10 protein-coding genes and 1 rRNA gene are annotated in these 18,436 nt (G+C 62.7%); 3 read left to right on the top strand and 8 right to left on the bottom strand.

Going from position 1 to position 18,436, the window contains the following annotated elements; all coding sequences use genetic code 11:
• Window positions 1–91: ribosomal RNA gene (rrf, locus tag BMY03_RS25695) — 5S ribosomal RNA — on the top strand; the annotation flags it as partial.
• Window positions 92–434: 343 nt separating this feature from the next.
• Here the strand turns inward: rrf and BMY03_RS25700 are convergent.
• The 6 genes from BMY03_RS25700 to BMY03_RS25725 all read right to left on the bottom strand — a co-directional run bounded on the left by BMY03_RS25700 (window position 435) and on the right by BMY03_RS25725 (window position 8,011).
• Window positions 435–902: an SRPBCC family protein gene (locus tag BMY03_RS25700; RefSeq protein ID WP_023630620.1), complete on the bottom strand. Its 468-nt coding sequence runs from the start codon at window positions 900–902 to the stop codon at window positions 435–437.
• Window positions 903–933: 31 nt separating this feature from the next.
• On the bottom strand, window positions 934–4,365 hold the full coding sequence (locus tag BMY03_RS25705; RefSeq protein ID WP_094012619.1) for an amino acid adenylation domain-containing protein: 3,432 nt from the start codon (window positions 4,363–4,365) through the stop codon (window positions 934–936).
• 10 nt (window positions 4,366–4,375) lie between these two features.
• On the bottom strand, window positions 4,376–5,305 hold the full coding sequence (locus BMY03_RS25710) for a diiron oxygenase (RefSeq protein WP_094012620.1): 930 nt from the start codon (window positions 5,303–5,305) through the stop codon (window positions 4,376–4,378).
• Window positions 5,302–6,078, bottom strand: a complete 777-nt coding sequence (locus tag BMY03_RS25715; RefSeq protein WP_023628876.1) for a DUF3050 domain-containing protein — start codon at window positions 6,076–6,078, stop codon at window positions 5,302–5,304. Before BMY03_RS25715 ends, BMY03_RS25710 begins: the two co-directional genes overlap by 4 nt.
• Before the next feature lie 601 nt (window positions 6,079–6,679).
• On the bottom strand, window positions 6,680–7,246 hold the full coding sequence (locus BMY03_RS25720; protein ID WP_023628877.1) for a hypothetical protein: 567 nt from the start codon (window positions 7,244–7,246) through the stop codon (window positions 6,680–6,682).
• A 72-nt stretch (window positions 7,247–7,318) separates the two neighbouring features.
• Window positions 7,319–8,011, bottom strand: coding sequence for a GntR family transcriptional regulator (locus tag BMY03_RS25725; protein ID WP_023628878.1), 693 nt, complete (start codon window positions 8,009–8,011; stop codon window positions 7,319–7,321).
• Window positions 8,012–8,282: 271 nt separating this feature from the next.
• On the opposite strand from BMY03_RS25725, the gene lapG reads away from it, so the two are divergent.
• Both lapG and lapD read left to right on the top strand, forming a co-directional pair.
• A complete protein-coding gene (gene lapG / locus BMY03_RS25730) occupies window positions 8,283–8,984 on the top strand; it encodes a cysteine protease LapG (protein ID WP_232888295.1) in 702 nt (233 codons plus the stop codon).
• A gap of 10 nt (window positions 8,985–8,994) precedes the next feature.
• On the top strand, window positions 8,995–10,941 hold the full coding sequence (gene lapD / locus BMY03_RS25735) for a cyclic di-GMP receptor LapD (protein WP_094012622.1): 1,947 nt from the start codon (window positions 8,995–8,997) through the stop codon (window positions 10,939–10,941).
• Between the two features lie 54 nt (window positions 10,942–10,995).
• On the opposite strand, the gene BMY03_RS25740 is transcribed toward lapD, so the two are convergent.
• Both BMY03_RS25740 and BMY03_RS25745 read right to left on the bottom strand, forming a co-directional pair.
• A complete protein-coding gene (locus tag BMY03_RS25740) occupies window positions 10,996–11,337 on the bottom strand; it encodes a hypothetical protein (RefSeq protein WP_023628881.1) in 342 nt (113 codons plus the stop codon).
• A 160-nt stretch (window positions 11,338–11,497) separates the two neighbouring features.
• Window positions 11,498–18,436: immunoglobulin-like domain-containing protein (locus BMY03_RS25745; RefSeq protein WP_143067582.1), on the bottom strand; the 6,939-nt coding region annotated here is incomplete at its 5' end.

Raw genomic sequence — 18,436 nt, forward strand, 5'->3', positions numbered from 1 at the left:
CACCTGATCCCATCCCGAACTCAGCAGTGAAACGATGCATCGCCGATGGTAGTGTGGGGTTTCCCCATGTGAGAGTAGGTCATCGTCAAGATTCAATTCCAAAGCCCCTGATCGCGATGCGATCAGGGGCTTTGTCTTTCAGGTATCAATGCCTGAAGTTCCCGTATGAAATCGTCCAGCTCCCTGCGCTGGCACGAAGGGAACAGTATTCACAAGCACAGCACGGTCCCTGTAGGAGCGGCTTCAGCCGCGATCACCCGCGAAGCGGGTGCCAGGCACCGAGTTGCTTGCATCGCGGCTAAAGCCGCTCCTACAGATATCTCTTTTCGCTGTGCAACAGCACAGCCCGACCCCTGATCTTCAAGACAAAAAAAGGCCGCTCCCGGTTGGGAGCGGCCTTTTTGCTATCGGGGCATACGTCCCTGCCAGTGCTATCAGCTCAGCAGGTTACGCACATTGCCCATCGCCTCATCGGCAAACCCCTGCAGGAATGCCTGGAAGCCCGGCAGAGCCTCCGGCCCGCCCTCCCATGGCTCGGCCTGGATGGTCCAGGTCGCACGGCTGCGGCTGGCGTCGATCGCCTGCACTTGCATGGCCGCCCACAGATTGCCGATGTTCAAGCTGGTGTAGATCAGGCTCCAGGTCATGTTCATGGCCTGATCGTCGCGGCTGTTCAACTGCTCAATCACCACGTTGCCATCCTTGAACAGCTTCTTGCGCACCGAGCGCACACCGCTGCCGGTCATCTCGATATGCGCCAGGGCAGGAATGAACACCGGGAAGCCAGCGAAGTTGCCGACGATGTTCCATACGTTGGCGGCCGGCGCGGCGATCTCCACGCTGGAAACCACCAGGCAGCCTTGCGGGTTGCGGATCAGGGTATCGGGTTTGAGTGCTTGCATTGGATGTTGCTCCTGTTGTGTATGAAAGGGATCAGATAAAGCCGATGTCGGCCAGGTAGCGGCAGCCACGGCTGAGCAGCGCCGGGTCCTTGCTCGGGTAACGGGCGCCCATGCGCTGCACCCCGGCGCGGGCGTTATCGTGGGCGATGCCGGAGATGTCGCCGATGTCTTCCTCGAAACCGTCCAGGTAGAAGCCCAGGACGTCGTACAGCGCGTTGTCGCTATCGACCCTGGCCAACTGGCGCTGCCATTGCTCGATGCTGACCAGTTCGAAGGCATGGCCCTGGGCATGGAACGAAGCCAGGTAGTCACGCCAGCGCAGGGGTTCGGGGTTGTGCAGGTTGAACACGCACTGGCCGGCCAGGTGACGGCTGCTGTGGAAAGCGATGAAGCGGGACAGGAAGTCCACCGGCATGAGGTCGAAGTCGATTTCGAGCTCCGGCACCTGGCCCAACTGCAGCGAGCCCTTGAGCATCAGCATCAGCCGGTTGCGCTGCGGCTGGCAGACCCCGGTGCGGCTATCGAAGGTGATGTTGCCGGGGCGGAACAGGTTGACCCACACGCCCTGCTCACGGGCACGGCTGAGGATGCGCTCGCCGACCCATTTGCTGAGGTTGTAGCCGTTGCGGATGTAGATTGGCGGGGTACTGGTCGGATCGCTCTCCAGCACGCGACCGTCAATGTCGACCGCGCTGCAAGCGGACAGGGTCGAGATGAAGTTAAAGATCTTTTTGCGCCGGCCTTCGCATAGTCGCAGGCACTCGAACAAGGGCTCGATGTTGTCGGCTGCCAGGACCTCGTAGTCGAGCACATGGTTGACTTGCGCGGCGTTGTGCAGCAACGCGCCATAGTTACTGTCCAGGTAGTCGTAGTCGGCCTGGGCCAAACCCAGCAGTGGCTTGCGCAGGTCCGCTTCGAATACCCGCACGCGGCTGCGGTCCAGGGTGACGTGGTTGTCCTGCAGGGCCTGGGAGAAACGCTCATCGGCGGATAGCCCTGCGGCGCTGCGTACCAGGCAAGCGACTTCACTCGCGCCCCACTCCAGCAGGGCCTCGACCAGATGCACGCCAAGGAAGCTGTTGGCCCCGGTGACGATTACCTTGTGCACATCGCCCAGGCGCTCCAGCGGTTGCACTTGCAGGCCCAGTTCGCGGTTGGCGTCCTGCTCCAGGCGTACCAGGGAGGTTTGCAACGCCTCGTGATCGCCATCGAGCAGCGCGCCCAGGCGTTGCAGGGTCGGCTGTTCGATGAAGCGGTTGATGGCCACCCCCTGGCCGAAGTGTTCCCTGACCTCCAGGAGCAGGCGCGACAGCAGGATGGAGTGTCCGCCGAGGTTGAAGAAGCTCTCGTCGACGGAAATCTCGCTGTGTGGAAGCTCCAGCAGCGCACTCCACAGGCAGCGCAGGCGCTCCTCGGTGGTTGTCTGCGGTTCGATGCGCTGGCTGGTTGGCAACGCCAGTGGACGCAACGACAACGCCCGGCGATCCACCTTGCCGTTGGCGGTATAGGGCATCTGCTGCAGTACCTGATAGAACATCGGGCGCATGTAGTCGGGTAGGTGTCGCTCGGCATGCTCGCGCAGCAAGGTTTCGCCATCGGCCCGTTGCGGGTGGGCAAGGAAGGCCAGGACCCGCCGCTGGGCGTCGATCACCACCGCCACCTGGGCGAACAGCTGGCTATCGCGCAGGCAGTGCTCGATTTCTTCGGGTTCGACCCGGAAGCCACGGATCTTCACCTGGTTGTCTCGCCGGCCGCACAGCTCGATACCTTGGTCCGTCCATTTGCCGATATCTCCCGTGCGGTAGGCGCGCAGTGTGCGGCCCGCGGGCAAGCTCAGCTCGACGAAGCGTTCGGCGCTCAGTTCGGGGTTGTTCAGGTAGCCCAGGCCGACACCTGGCCCGACGATGTACAGCTCGCCCGGGGTCTGCTCACAAACCGGCTGCAGGTGTTGGTCGAGGATCAACACCTGGGTGTTGGCGATTGGCAGCCCCAGGTTGCGGTTGTCGTCGCCCGTACCGAACACCCGGGTCGTGGCCAGCACGGTGGTTTCGGTCGGCCCATAGATATTGTGCATCCGGCATTGCCCGGCCAATCGGGCGATGACCTCCGGTTCGCAGACGTCGCCGCCGGTGACCAGATGGCGCAGGCCCAGATGGAGATCCCGGGGCAGGATGCTCAGCAGCGCCGGTGGCAGGAACGCGTGGCTCACCTCCTCTCTGTGGATAAGTTGTACCAGCAGTTGCGGATCGCGACGCTGGTCTTCACTGGGCAGGACCAGTTCCGCGCCACAGGCGAACGTCGGCAGGATATCCAGCAGCGAGGCATCGAAGCCGATGGTGGAGAACTGCAGGACCCGGCTGTGCCGGTCCAGGTCCACATGCTCGCGATACCAGGCCATGAAGTGCGCCAGGTTGCCTTGGCTGAGCAACACGCCTTTCGGTTGGCCGGTGGTGCCGGAGGTGTAGATCGCCACGCAGGCCTGCTCGGCGGCAGCCTGGCGCAACGCCAGGCTGGGCGGCGGCAAGTCCTGCGCCAAAGGAAGGTTGCGCACATCCACATCAGGGATATCCACAGGCGTCTGGCCGTCGTGCAGCATGACGCAGGCGCCTGCGTCGTCGAGGATCAGCTGGCGGCGCTCGGCCGGCGTGGCCGGATCCAGTGGCAGGTAGATTGCGGCGCAGCCCAGCACCGCCAGCAGGCTGGCGTAGAGCTCGGGTGACTTGCCCATGCACACGGCGACCACAGGCGGCTGTTCCCCGGCGTTGGGCAGCAGCGGCAACAAGGCCTGCTGGATGACGGCGGCGCGGGCGTGCAGTTGCTCATAAGAGCAACGCTGGCCGTTGTGGTTCACGGCGGGAGACCCTGCGTGCACACGTAGGCTGTGCTCCAGGCCGCCGATCAGGCCTGTTTCGGCCTTCTCCAGCAAATCGGCGCGCAGTGTGCGGTTGAACGGATGGCGGTAGGCCAAAGTGTCCAGCCAGTCCAGGCCGTGCTCACGCTCCTGGTCTCCCGGGCTCACCGCAGGCGTTTCCTGCAGATGCAACGGGTTGCGGGCGAAGCGGGTGACCTGCAGCGCCAGTTGCTCGCACAGGGCTTGCAAGGTGTCCTCACGCAGCTGTTGGCCATTGCCGGAGCGCGGTGTGTGTATCGGCACGCGATGGATCAGCCGCTGGGCGCTGGCACTGCCGCACCAGCACAGGGCCTCCAGTTGCGGCAGGGTGTCGGCGTAGCTCGCACCCAGGCGCAGCCTGAGCAGCGGCGTGCCGCCCAGGGGCTGCCAATCACTGCTGCGCAGTGCCAGGCTGCCATCCTCCACCACCAGGTCGGGTTGGGCCGACAACTGCCGGGGGACGGCCTGGGCGCTATCGGCCCTGGCCGAGCCATGTCCGTGCTCGGCGAGCAGGCGGGCGAACTCCTCCAGGGGCGGGCTGGTGCCCACCAGGAGTATGTCGAGGCGTCTCATGTCTAAGTCCTCAGGGCAGATAGTCGCGCAGGGCGTCCTGTACGCAGGGAGACTCGAGCATCGAGCTGCTGCGGAAGAAACGCAGGATGTTGCTCAGCAGCGGATGCTGGCGGTTGATCGGGTAGGCCAGGCCCAGCGCTTCCTCGCGCAGGGCCTGGCGCACCGTATCGCTCACCGGCAAGGCGTCGATCAGGGCGCAGTCGAAAGCCTGCTGAATGTCGTTGGTCAGGTACTGGCGCAGGAACAACGGGAGTACCTTGGCGATCATCTGGCGATCCGCCTCAGGCGCGGTATGCCAGTAGATGCGCGTCAGGCGCGCCCAGAAGCTCGAGTGACGACCTTCGTCCAGCAGGTGATCGGCCATCAGGCCCTTCACCGAGGGCTTGACCGAGTCGTCGCGGGCAAAGGCCGCGACATCGTCGGTCAGGGTGTTCTCGGCGATGCCCACGCAGATCAGCTCCAGGGCGTCACGCAGGGCCTCGGGCACTTGCTCCAGCACGGCTGGAATGGCGCGGCTGAGTTCGATTTCCTGGGGCAGGGCGATCGGCTCGATCCCGGTCAGGGCGATGCTCTGTTGCAGGAAGTCCATCGCCACCAGGGCGTGATAGTCCTCGTCCACCACCACGGTCATCGCGTCGTAGCGGCAGGCGAACGGGAAACGCACGGCAAAGCGGTCCTTGGCGATGCGCCGGGCGGTACGGTCGACGATCTCGGTCTCGAAGATCACCACGTCATTGATGAACTTGTAGAGGCTCTGTACCAGCACGAAGTCGCGCAACTGCGGGCACTCGCGCTGGAACGTCGCGCCGAGCACCAGGGGCTGGCGGCTCAGGGGGTAGATCAGGCGCTGGTCATCCTCTACCTGGCGTCGTGGCCGAGTGCGAATGGTCGCCCTGGCCTCCCAGGCCTCGGCAAAGGAGCGATACTCGAGGGCATTCATGGGGTGACCTCGGCAACAGCCGTTTTCAGCGACGTACGCAGGCGGTCCCACAGGGCCATGCGGCTGTCCACCGCGGCGATGGCGGCCACGTAGACGTCTTCCTGGCGCAGCGGATCGTGATCGACCAGGCGTGCCAGCAATTGCTCGGCGGCGGGGCCGTGGTCCTCGGAGTCGACCTCGATGTGACGTTGCAGGTAGTAGCGGAAGGTCGGTGCCTGCTCGGTGCCGATGCCCCACTCGTCGAGAATCTGCTGGAACATCGATGGAATGACGCTTTCCCGCCCGTGCAGGAAGGCGGCGGCAACCTGGTGGGCCGGTGCCTCGATGGCCACTTCGAGAGTGTCACGAACGAACCGCTGTGCCGCTTCACTGGCGCCACAGCGTTGCAGCGCGTCGAATGCCGCGACGCCTTGTTGCTGCAGGCTGACGAAGCGTTCGATGGCCTGGGTGCTTGCACCGACTTCGCGCATGGCATCCAGGTACAGCTCGAAGTGGCTGTAGTGACCATGATCCAGGCGCTCGTCTGATTCTTCGCCCAGAACGATCTCGTTGATCAGACGCGCTGCGGCCGGGTCCCTTGGTGGCAGCCAGGGCAGGCTGACGCAGGTCAGCTCCTGCTGCAGGCGTTTGGTCAGAGACATGAAGTCCCAGACAGCGAACACATGGGTTTCCATGAACCCCCGGAGCGTCTCCAGAGAATCGATTTCGGAAAATAGCGGGTGCAGGGAGAGTTTATGTTTCTTGTCGGAAAGTGTGCGCTTCAATGTGCTCATGATGAGCTCCGTTTAGGGTTGAAATACAGGGTTGGTATTACTCTGAAAGTTGCAAGGCAGATAAATGCCGGGCGAATGAAGGCCTCGAGTGGAAACTCGAATTCGAACAACAGGCAGAGGCCGGCAGGGCTCGTCTGGCTAAGCGCTCACGGAGGCGCAGGGCCGCTCCTTGGCTGGCGATATAAAAGTTAGAACAACTTCAAAGTTTGCCGCAATTGTTTTTTTGATTAATTTATATTCGGACTTTTCTTGAAATATACGGTTCTGAATAAAACTTTGAGTAAGTTTTATTTTGGCAATACGTACTCCTTCCGATAATTAACGATCAGAAAAAATGTCACAGAGTGAATGCCTCACTCGGAGCACGAATGAACGGAGAGGGGGAGAGTAACTATTGAGGGGCGGCTGATCGCTTGCGGTCCTTGCCCCGGTGCCAGGTTCCTTCTGCAAGTTAATGGGGAGGCAGACGGCCAGGTCCACGTCTGATGATCAGCGGCCGCTGCGGGGAGTAGAGTGTCCCCAAAAAGCTGGCACTGCCATGGCCAGGCACTGACCGGGCCACGGAAAAGCCTTGATCAGCACAGGGATGGCAGGGGGAGGATTAGAAACTCAGCAACCCGAGATGGGCGTTGAAGATGCGCACCAGGCGCTGGTTCAGCAACGAACTATCCACCGCTTGCAGCGGTAGTTCAATCAGCTCCAGCTCCCGACGAACCAGCCTGTGCCAACCAAGCATTGCCGCCAGGGAGCCTGGCGGATAGAGCACAGTCGTGGGGATATGAAGGGGCAGGTGGGTGGTACTGAATTGTGGGCTGTCACAGCTTGAAACAAACAAATGACGGGTCAGCCCTGGGCAAGCACCCTGCACCTTCTGTATCAGGGCCAGTGCGATATGCGCGCCTAGCCCTTGGGCAAACAAGGCGTGCGGCTGCACGAGGTAGGGTTGGAGCTGTTCAAGCAGCACCTGAGTCAGATGCCCAGAAATGGGCAGTAATTGTTCGGGGTCGGCGATGGAGGGCACATCGACCGCGACCAGTTCGATGGGATCGCCCAGGGTCCTTGCCCACGTGCGGTATTGGGCAAGTTGCTGTCGGGTGCTTGCCAGGCAGATCAAGCGAATCCTGGGGGGCTGGTCGGGCGTGGTTTCCTGTCGCGTCTGCACGTGCACTGCCGTTCCTTGTGGCGGATCGTGTCTGCGCAGCGACGCGGTCGCTGAGGTCGGCTGCGCGGTTGAGCAGAATCAGTTGCCCGATTGCTTGTCGAGGTAGTTCCTGATGGTTCGCGCGGCGTGGTTCAGGTGCTCTTCCAGGAGCTTGATGGCTTCGTCAACCAGTTTGTCGCTGGCAGCGTCGACCAACGCGATGTGGTCGTCCTGGGTGAGCTTGCCCAGCCCCATCGAGGACAGATGGAAGCGCAGGAAGCGTTCCTCCTCGTTGAGCTCGATCTCGATCATGCGCAGCAGTTTCTGGTTCTTTGCCTTGCTATAGAGGGCCATGTGGAACAGACGGTTGAGCCTGCCGATTTCAGCGTGGCGGGTCTCGTTCTCCAGTTGGCGGATATACGATCTGGCCTGGGCGATGTCGTCAGCGTCGAGCGAGGGGATTGACTGGCGCAGTGCCTCAGTCTCGAGCAGTACGCGCAGGGCGTAGGTATCGACGGCGTCCTCGCCGATCAGCGGTGCCACCACGGCGCCTTTGTGCATCACCACCTGTAGCAGGGACTGGGCCTCCAATTGGCGTAGCGCCTCGCGCACGGGCATGCGGCTGACGCCAAACAGGGTCGCCAGCTCTTGCTGGCGCACCGCGGTCCCCGGTGGCAGTCGGCCGTCGAGGATGGCACTGCGCAGACGCTCTTCGATGACACCGCGCGCCAGGTGCGGCGGTACCTGCTCGCTGCCTAGCACGGTGCTCAGGAGTTTGGGTTTCTCAGCCACGCGGGGTTCGCCTCGGCAACATGAAAATTGGATCCAATAACCCTAGTGAGGGAAGGGGGCGCTTGTCAAACGGATTGATCAGGCAGTTGCGCCGTGGCGCACTCACGAAACGCGGCTATCGTGAAGCAAGTTGCCGGCATTGGGAAGATGGTCAAGGTCGCCAGCCCTTGTACGAAGCGGCTTTGCCGACAGTTGGCAGCACTGGCAGCCGGCGCCATTGTCTTTTCTCGCGCCAGCCCGCACCATCGCTGCTTTCGACTGATCTGAACAGGTGTTCGCAGTGGCGATACCTTGGCCTCTCAACGCGATCGTTCGCCGGCTCGGCCTTGCCGTGCTGCTCGGCTGCTTGTGGCTGGGCATCACGCAGGCGGATTGGGACTTCTCGCAGATCAGCCGCCGTGCCCAGGCGCTCTATGGCCCATTAGGCCCGGGCCAGGGGCGTATCGATGCCTGGCAGAACCTGCTGTCGACACAGAAGCAGGGCAGCGAGATGGAGCAGTTGCAAGTGGTCAATCTGTTCTTCAACAAGCAGTTGCGCTACGTCGAGGACATAGACCTATGGCACGAGGTTGACTACTGGGCCACGCCGGTCCAATCGCTGATCAAAGGAGCGGGCGACTGCGAGGACTACGCCATCGCCAAGTACTTCAGCCTGCGGCGTATCGGCATTCCGGCGGAGAAGCTGCGCATCACTTACGTCAAAGCCCTGCGCCAGAATCGTGCGCACATGGTCCTGACCTATTATTCAAGCCCACAGGCGCAGCCGCTGGTGCTCGACAGCCTGATGGACGCGATCAAGCCGGCCAGCCAGCGCACTGACCTGCTGCCGGTGTACGCCTTCAACGGTGAAGGCTTGTGGCTGACCGGCGCAGGCGGCAACAGGAAGGTCGGCGACACCAAGCGCCTGTCGCGTTGGCAGGACTTGCTGAAGAAAATGCAGGCCGAAGGGTTCCCGGCCGAACCGGTTTACTGAAGGAGCACAGATGTCACTGTTCAAACAATTGCTGCTAGCCATTTGCCTGTTCCTGGTGATCGCCTTCAGTGGCAGTTTCATGGTCAGCCTGGAGAGCTCGCGCAGCCAGTATGTCAACCAGCTGCGTTCTCATGCCCAGGATGCCGCGACCGCGTTGGCGTTGTCGCTGACGCCGAATATCGATGACCCGGCGATGGTCGAGCTGATGGTCAGCTCGATTTTCGACAGTGGCTACTACTCGAGTATCAAGGTTATCGACCTGGACTCCAATGCCGTGCTGGTCGAGCGTCACGCAGAGCCCGACACCGGCGGCGTGCCGGGCTGGTTCATCCAGCTCATCGGCCTGGAGCCGGCCGGTGGCGATGCCCTCGTCAGCCGGGGCTGGCAGCAGGCGGCGCGGGTAGAGGTGATAAGCCACCCGATGTTCGCCTTGGCCAAGCTCTGGCAGAGCGCCTTGGGCAGCCTTGGCTGGCTGCTGCTGTGCGGCGCCGTGAGCGCGGTGCTCGGGGCGCTGCTGCTGCGCCGCCAGTTGCGTCCGCTCGACTATATGGTGGCGCAGTCCCACGCCATCGCCCGTCGTGAGTTCCTCAGTCTGCCCGAGCTGCCACGCACCCCCGAACTGCGCCGAGTGGTACAGGCCATGAACCAGATGGTCGAGAAACTCAAGGCTCTGTTCACCGAGCAGGCCGAGCGCAGCGAGAAGCTGCGTGCGGAGTCCTACCAGGACAGCCTCACCGGCCTGGCCAACCGCCGTTACTTCGAAATGCAGCTCAATGCCCGGGTCAGCAACTTGGAGGAGGCCCGGAGCGGCTACCTGCTGTTGCTGCGGGTTCAGGACCTGGCCGGGCTCAATGCCCGGCTGGGTGGTCAGCGTACCGACCAATTACTGCAGGCGGTGGGGGAGCAATTGCTTCGCACCTGTGCGAACTACCCCGAGACAAACGACCTGATCACGCGCAGCCGTGGCGGCGAGTTCGCGGTATTGGCGCCGGGCATGGTTCATGATGAGGCAATCCAACTGGCGCAAGCCCTGGAAGGCACCTTGCAGAGCCTGCACGAGACCGGAGCCAGCGATGTTGACCCGGTGGCCTGCATTGGCCTTGCCCCCTTCAGTCCAGGTGATGCGCCGCAAGGGCTCCTCAAGCTCGCCGACGAAGCTCTGGCCCGCGCCGAGAGTCAGCCCGCACCGGGTTGGGTATGCCTGGAACAGGGCGCCGCAGACCAAGCCGCCGACAGCCACCATGTCTGGCATACGCGCCTGGACCAGGCGCTGGGCCAAGGGCAGTTCGAGCTGTTCTTCCAGCCCGTCGTCGATGCCCGGGCGCCCGAGCGAGTGCTGCATTACAAGGTCATCTCGCGCTTGCACGACGAAGTGGGCGAAGCCCTGGCGGCCGGCCGTTTCCTACCTTGGCTGGAGCGCTTCGGCTGGATGCCACGGCTGGACTTGCTGGTGCTGGAAAAGGTGCTCAAGCACCTGCACGGGCATGGCGAAGCGTTGGCACTGAACTTGTCGGCTGCGACACTGGCCGATCCCAAGGCGCTGCAGCGGATCTATGACCTGTTGGGGCAGCACAGTGCACTGGGACCGCGGCTGACTTTCGAGATCGGCGAGGAGCAGCTGCCCGAGCAGTCGGTGCTGGAGCTCCTGACCCGGCGCCTGCGAACATTGGGCTTCAGCCTGGCGCTGCAGCGTTTCGGTGGGCGCTTCAGCATGATCGGAAACCTGGCTCACTTGGGGCTGGCCTACTTGAAAATCGATGGTGGCTATATCCGCAACATTGACCAGGAACGCCACAAGCGCCTCTTCATCGAAGCTATCCAGCGGGCGGCACACAGTATCGACCTGCCGCTGATCGCTGAGCGGGTGGAGACCGAGGGGGAGTTGAAGGTGCTGCGGGACATGGGTGTGCAGGGCATCCAGGGCCAACTGGTTGGTGGGCCGGCCCCCTGGCGTTGACCAGCCGTGTCATCAGTGCGAGGCAACTCGCACTGCAATACGCCGCCAGCTTGGTCAGATCAACCCGCCTTCCTCGTCTTCCTCTATCAGGTTGTTCAGGCTACCCAGCGCCTTGCGCGCGGTGGAGCGGTTGAGCAACTTGGCCTGGGCGCCGGGCGGCAGGTCGGTGATGCTGAACACGCCTTTGGCAGTCAGCACCTCGATCAGGTCCTCCAGCACCCGGATCATGTCCAGATCGCTCTGCTTGAGCTGCCTGAGGCTGTTCTCAACGACATCGTCGGCGAACCATTCCTGGATCTCGGCACTGTCGGCGGGGACCATGTCCGTAAATCCATCAAACCCGGCGGCTTCCACTCGCAGCAAACGGCCGTCAGCGTCGCGTTGCACGTAGAACATGGCGGCGTCCCTCGTCACGATGATTCCTTGTTGGTAGTCAGCAGCATAGGCAAAGTTCACCGGGCGTGTAGGCCCGGTGCACGAGTATGCGCGTGAAGCGTTGGCGGGGAAAGCCCGCCCCGACGCGGCGGCCGTTGCCGGCTGCCGCGGGGGAGGGAACTCAGCTGTTGGAGTTGTCGATCTTGATGGTCGGGTCGGCACCGCTGATCAACGAGTTGATCGTGGTGTTGGACCAGTTGACCCCTTCGAGCTTGATGCTCACATCGGCGTTGGCCAGGCCACCGGCGGCGTTGAGCTTGCCTTCGGTACTAACCTGCAGGGTCGACTCGCCTCCCACAGTGGTGATCTTCAGGAAGTTGTCGATGGTGCTGGCCTTTTCGCCCTGCAGCAGATCTCTCAGGTCGAGGCGGTCGCCTTCGCTTGCCTTGAAGTCCTTGATCACGTCGTTGCCCAGGTCGCCGGCCTTCCACACGAAGGTGTCGGCACCACTGCCACCGGTCATGATGTCATCGCCCTTGCCGCCAATGAGAATGTCATTGCCAGCACCGCCAAACAGCATGTCGTTGCCTTCACCGCCGAGCAGGGTGTCATTGCCGGTGCCGCCGAGCAGGATGTCGTTACCCTTGCCGCCGTCGATGTAGTCATTGCCACCCTGGCCGAAGATGATGTCGTTGCCGTTGCCGCCCAGCAAGGTATCGGCACCGTCGTTGCTGCGCGAGACATCGAACTCGGCATAGTTCTCGGTGATGTACTTGTGCATCGCCCGCGCGTCCACGCTGCCCGCGTCTACGCCGAGCTTGTCGGCGACATAGCCGCGGATCGCCTCGACACCGGTGCCGGCAACACCGTCGAAGACCATCAGGTCGCCGAAGATGATGTCGTTGCCGTCGCCACCGCTGACTGTATCGTTGCCCGGCTGTGTGACTTCGGTATGACCTAGGATGGCCTCGGCCAGCTTGCTCGGGTCAATGTTGGTCTGCGGCTTGCCGTCGGTGTCGTACGGTTTCAGGTCGTTGGTGTTGACGCCGTTGTTGAGGCCGATGGCCTCGACCTCGGACAGGCCCGAGAGCAACTTGAAGCTGTCCTGCGAGTTGCTCGTGGTGGCGCTGTTGGTGTCGTAGCCCAGGCCACCCCGTGAAGACAGCTCGTAAGTGCCGTTACCTTCCGCGTGCAGCTCGCCCGATACGCCGTATTTCCAACCGTTGCGGTAGTACTGCACCTGCAGGTTGCCGGCGTTGTCGATGCTGACGTAGTTGGTGTTGCTGCTGTCGATGTAGCCGTTGTACGCCATGCCCGGCTTGTAGTTGATCGAAGCCAGGAAGGTGTCCAGGGTGATGCCAGAGGTGCCCAGGGTCGGGTTGGAGTTCTCGTTGGTCTGGTAGTAGGTCGGCTTGCCATCGGTGATGAAGAACGTCTGGTTGCTGCCGGTATTGCCACCATCCTTGAGGTTCTGGAACCAGTTGGCGGTGGTCTTGAAGGCGTCTTCGTAGTTGGTGCCGCCATCTGCCCGCAGATTGTTCAGGGCGTTGAGCAGCTGCTGCAGGCCGGCATCGTTCAGGGTCACCGCAACGCTGCTCTTGACCTGGGTGGCGAAGTCCACCAGGAGGATGTTCACGGTACCCGACTGGTCGCCCTTGACGCTGGCGGCCAGGGTCTTGAACACCGATTCCAGAGACTTTTTCGCCGCATCCACGCCGGATGAACCCATGCTGCCCGAGGTATCGACGATGAAGGCGAGGTTGTAGTCCTGGCCCGGCACCACGTGCAGGCCGGTGACGTCGGCAACCACCACATCGTTGCCGTCGGTGCCGGTGATGTTGTCGCTGTCCGAGGACAGGTTGCTGGTGGTGTAGGACTGCGGGTAGACGGTGACCTTGATGGTGCCTTCGCTGGTCGCCGTGCTGCCGCCGACGCTCTCGGTGGAGGTCGAGCTGACCTTCACGTCGAACTGGCCTTGGTAGTAAGCCGGCGGCTTGATGGTCAGGCTACCCAGGTTCCAGCCGGTGACGTCCACCGCGTCCTTGCCGACGGTGAAGGTATGGCCGGCGTTATCGGCCAGCACCGAGCCTGCCGGGATGCCGCTGAGCTTGACGCTCAGGGACTCGGAGCCGTCGGTGTCGGTGAGGTTGGTGCTGATGCCCACCAGCTTGACCGGGGCACCGTTCTCGCTGCCTTCGTTGAGCTTGTAGCCGTCGTAGTAGCCCTGGTTGTTGCTGCCGTGCAGGTCGCCAACGGTCACGCCGGCGTTGGTCAGGTCCTTGACGCTCGGGTACATCGGGATGTTCGAGCTGTTGAGGTCGGTGACCGCGCCGTTGCCCACCTTGATGTTGACGTCCAGGCTGCCGGGGCCGGCCTGGTTGGCGTTGTAGATCTCCAGGGTGTAGTAGCCGCTGGTGGTCGGGGTGAAGCTGCCGGAAATGGCGCCGCTGGCCGAGCCCCAGGTGCCGCTGGCGACGTTCTTGCCACCGACGACGATCTGCAGACTATCGTCGGCGGTGCCGCTGAACGAATAAGTCTTGCCGGCTTCCAGGTAGATCAGGCCGGAGGTCTTCGACCCTGTGCCAGGCGTCACGGTGGCGACCGTGTCGACACCAGTGACGGTTTCGCTCTTGCTGGCATTGCCAGAGTTGGCGAAGACGTTCTTCAGTGCATCGCCGGTAATGCCGTTGCCGTTGCTACCCAGGCCGGTGAGGCTGTTCCAGGTTTCCTTGAGCAGGCCGATCGAGTTGACGTTGTTGTTGCCGATGCTCAAGTCCGGCTTGTCGGCCACCGGGGCTATATCGACCTTCAGGGTCACTTCGCCGCCGGCGTTGGTGCCGTCGTTGGGCTTGTACTTGATCTGCGCATAGTCGGCTTGCTTGTTGCCCACGCCGCTGCCGCCATAGCCGTCGACGCCCGACTGGTTGGCCAGCGGCACGAACTTGAGCTTGCCGGCGGCGATGTCGGCCTGGCTGATGTTCTGGTTGAGCGAGACATCCACCCACGAGGTGCCGTTGAAGAACTTCAGGCTGCCCAGGTCCGGCAGCTTGCTGATGGTCACCGACAGGCCGGTGTTGCCATCGGCGTCGCTGACGTTGAAGTCGCCCCACTTGAACACGTAGTCGGTGTCTTCGCTGCCAGTCACCGCACCACCGGTCGACACCGGCGCGTGGTCGTTGTCGATGATGGTGGTTGTGACGCTGGACTTGCTCGAGTCGACCTGCAGGTTCTCGAAGCCGCCGCCCGTGGCGCCGCTGATCTTGACCGTGAAGTTCTCCGAGCCCTCGACCAGCTTGTCGTCGATGGTCTTGATGTCGAAGCTGGTGCCGCTGCTGCCGGCCGGGATCTTCACGGTGACCACACCGGTGAAGTCCTGGCCGTCGGTGGCGGTGCCGCTGTAGGTCAGGGTGATGGTCACCTCGGACTTCGACGGGTTGCTCAGGGTCAGGTTGTAGTGGGCGGTGTCGCCTTCGGTCACCGAGGTGTCGCCGCTGATGCCGACGGTGGTGAGGTCGCCCTGGCCGCTCGGCTCGTCGGTGACGCTGGTGGTGACGGTGTTGCTGCCCAGGGTCAGCTTCTCGAAGTTGTCGCCACCGGCGACCGACTCGATCTTGTTGACGATGTTCGGTTGGCCACCGAGGTACGGGTCGTCCTTGGCGGTGATGGTGAAGGTGCCGCTGGCGCTGCCGGCCGGAATGGTGACCTTGGTGCCGTCGGTGAGGGTGAAGGTCAGGCCGTTGTGGCCGACTACCGACAGGCCTTGGGTATTGGTCAGGGTCACGGTGTAGGTGACCTGGCCGCCTTCGCTGACGGTGGTCTTGTCGGCAGACAGGGTGGCAACCACTTCACTGATGGTGTCGGTGATCTGCACGGTGGCGTTGCCACCCAGCTCGAGGTTCTCGAAGGTCTTGCCGGTGACTGCGGCATCGGTGATGCCCACGGTCAGCGAGCTGCCGTCCTTGAACACGTCGTCGCCTTGAGCTGCAGCCTTGTACTCGACCTGGGTCTGGCCGGCCGGAATGATTACCTTGGCACCGTTGCTCAGGGTCACGGTCAGGTCCTGCGCCAGTTTCTGGCTGACCTTGACGGTGAACGACGGCTGCTGGTCTTCGGTGACGTTGCCATTGCCGACGATGGTGACCGAAACCTTGTCACCCTGGTTGCCGGTGCCGGGCGTGCCCGAACCTGGCTCGTCGGTGACGGAGGTCTTCACTTCGTTCTGACCCAGGGTCAGCTTCTCGAAGTTGTCCGCGCCGGTGACGCCGGTGATCTTGTTGCTGATGGTCGGCTGACCACCGACGAACACGTCGTCCGGCGCGTTGATGGTGGCGGTGCCAGTGGCGCTGCCGGCCGGGATGGTGACCTTGGTGCCGTCGGTGAGGGTGAAGGTCAGGCCGTTGTGGCCGACTACCGACAGGCCTTGGGCGTTGGTCAGGGTCACGGTGTAGGTGACCTGGCCACCTTCGGACACGGTGGTCTTGTCGGCGGACAAGGTGGCCACGACTTCACTGATGGTGTCGTTGATCTGCACGGTAGCATTGCCGCCAAGCTCGAGGTTCTCGAACGTCTTGCCGACCACGCTGGCATCGCTGATGCCAACGGTGAGCGGGCCGCCGTCCTTGAACACGTCGTCGCCCTGGATCGGCGCCTTGTACTCGACCTGGGTCTGGCCAGCAGGGATCACTACCTTGGCGCCATTGCTCAGGGTGACGGTCAGGTCCTGGTCGAGCTTCTGGCTGACCTTGACGGTGAACGATGGCTGCTGGGCTTCGTTGACATCTCCGTTGCCGACGATGGTGACCGAGACCTTGTCACCCTGGTTACCGGTACCTGGAGTGCCAGAGCCCGGTTCGTCGGTGACGGAGGTCTTCACTTCGTTCTGACCCAGGGTCAGCTTCTCGAAGTTTTCCGCGCCGGTGACACCGGTGATCTTGTTGCTGATGGTGGCCTGGCCACCGATGAATACGTCGTCCGGCGCGTTGATGGTGGCGGTGCCAGTGGCGCTGCCGGCCGGGATGGTGACCTTGGTGCCATCGGACAGGGTGAAGGTCAGGCCGTTGTGGCCGGTGACCGACAGGCCCTGGGCGTTGGTCAGGGTTACGGTGTAGGTGACCTGGCCGCCCTCGGTGACGGTGGTCTTGTCGGCAGACAGCGTGGCAACCACTTCACTGATGGTGTCGTTGATCTGCACGGTAGCATTGCCGCCAAGCTCGAGGTTCTCGAACGTCTTGCCGACTACGCTGGCATCGCTGATGCCAACGGTGAGCGGGCCGCCGTCCTTGAACACGTCGTCGCCCTGAACCGCAGCCTTGTACTCGACCTGGGTCTGGCCAGCAGGGATCACTACCTTGGCGCCATTGCTCAGGGTGACGGTCAGGTCCTGGTCGAGCTTCTGGCTGACCTTGACGGTGAACGACGGCTGCTGGGCTTCGGTGACATCGCCATTGCCGACAATGGTGACCGAAACCTTGTCACCCTGGTTACCGGTGCCGGGCGTGCCCGAACCTGGCTCGTCGGTGACGGAGGTCTTCACTTCGTTCTGACCCAGGGTCAGCTTCTCGAAGTTGTCCGCGCCGGTGACGCCGGTGATCTTGTTGCTGATGGTCGGCTGACCACCGACGAACACGTCGTCCGGCGCGTTGATGGTGGCGGTGCCAGTGGCGCTGCCGGCCGGGATAGTGACCTTGGTGCCGTCGGTGAGGGTGAAGGTCAGGCCGTTGTGGCCGGTGACCGACAGGCCCTGGGCATTGGTCAGGGTCACGGTGTAGGTGACCTGGCCACCTTCGGACACAGTGGTCTTGTCGGCGGACAGCGTGGCGACCACTTCACTGATGGTGTCGGTGATCTGCACGGTGGCATTGCCACCCAGTTCCAGGTTCTCGAAGGTATGGCCCGGAACCGTGGCATCGGTGATGCCGACGGTCAGTGAACTGCCGTCCTTGAACACGTCGTCGCCCTGGGCTGCAGCCTTATACTCTGTCTGGGTCTGACCGGCCGGGATCACCACCTTGTCGCCGTTGGACAGGGTGACAGTCAGGTCGTATCCAAGCTTCTGGCTGACCTTGACGGTGAACGAGGGCTGCTGGTCCTCGGTGACATTGCCATTGCCGACGATGGTGACGGACACCTTGTCGCCCTGGTTGTCGGTGCCCGGGGTTCCAGTGCCCGGCTCGTCGGTCACGGAGGTCTGCACCTCACCTTGGCCGAGGGTCAGTTTCTCGAAGTTGTCGGCACCGCTGACGGTCACCAGTTTGTTGCTGATGGTCGCCTGGCCGCCGACGAACACATCGTCCGGTGCATTGATGGTGGCAGTGCCGGTAGCGTTGCCGGCCGGGATGGTGACTTTGGTGCCATCGCTCAGGGTGAAGGTCAGGCCATTGTGGCCGTTGACCGGCAGACCTTGGGCGTTGGTCAGCGTCACGGTGTAGGTGATCTGGCCACCTTCGGACACAGTGCTCTTGTCGGCGGTGAGGGTCGCGACGACTTCATTGATGGTATCGGTGATCTGCACAGTGGCGTTGCCACCGAGCTCCAGGTTTTCGAAGGTCTTGCCGGTGACTGCGGCATCGGTGATGCCGACGGTCAGCGAGCTGCCATCCTTGAACACATCGTCGCCCTGGGCGGCAGCCTTGTACTCGGTCTGGGTTTGACCGGCCGGGATCACCACCTTGTCGCCGTTGCTCAGAGTCACGGTCAGGTCCTGCGCCAGTTTCTGGCTGACCTTGACGGTGAAGGCAGGCTGCTGGTCTTCGGTCACATCGCCTTTGCCGACGATGGTGACGGTGACCTTGTCGCCCTGGTTATCGGTACCTGGAGTGCCGGTGCCTGGCTCGTCGGTCACGGTCGTGGTGACCGAGTTGTCGCCGAGGGTCAGCTTCTCGAAGTTATCCCCACCGCCAACGCATTCGATCTTGTTGACAATCGAAGGCTGGCCGCCGACGAACACGTCGTCCGGAGCGTTGATAGTGAAGGTGCCGCTGGCGCTGCCGGCCGGTACGGTGACCTTGGTGCCATCGCTCAGGGTGAAGGTCAGGCCATTGTGGCCGTTGACCGGCAGACCTTGGGCGTTGGTCAGCGTCACGGTGTAGGTGATCTGGCCGCCTTCACTGACGGTGGTTTT

Source organism: Pseudomonas soli, assembly GCF_900110655.1.
Lineage (GTDB): Bacteria > Pseudomonadota > Gammaproteobacteria > Pseudomonadales > Pseudomonadaceae > Aquipseudomonas > Aquipseudomonas soli.

Bases quoted from the DNA above. Each gene is read 5' to 3' on its own strand.
- BMY03_RS25700 (WP_023630620.1), bottom strand. From the start codon at position 902: ATGCAAGCACTCAAACCCGATACCCTGATCCGCAACCCGCAAGGCTGC.
- BMY03_RS25710 (WP_094012620.1), bottom strand. From the start codon at position 5,305: ATGAATGCCCTCGAGTATCGCTCCTTTGCCGAGGCCTGGGAGGCCAGG.
- BMY03_RS25715 (WP_023628876.1), bottom strand. From the start codon at position 6,078: ATGAGCACATTGAAGCGCACACTTTCCGACAAGAAACATAAACTCTCC.
- lapD (WP_094012622.1), top strand. From the start codon at position 8,995: ATGTCACTGTTCAAACAATTGCTGCTAGCCATTTGCCTGTTCCTGGTG.
- BMY03_RS25705 (WP_094012619.1), bottom strand. From the start codon at position 4,365: ATGAGACGCCTCGACATACTCCTGGTGGGCACCAGCCCGCCCCTGGAG.
- BMY03_RS25740 (WP_023628881.1), bottom strand. From the start codon at position 11,337: ATGTTCTACGTGCAACGCGACGCTGACGGCCGTTTGCTGCGAGTGGAA.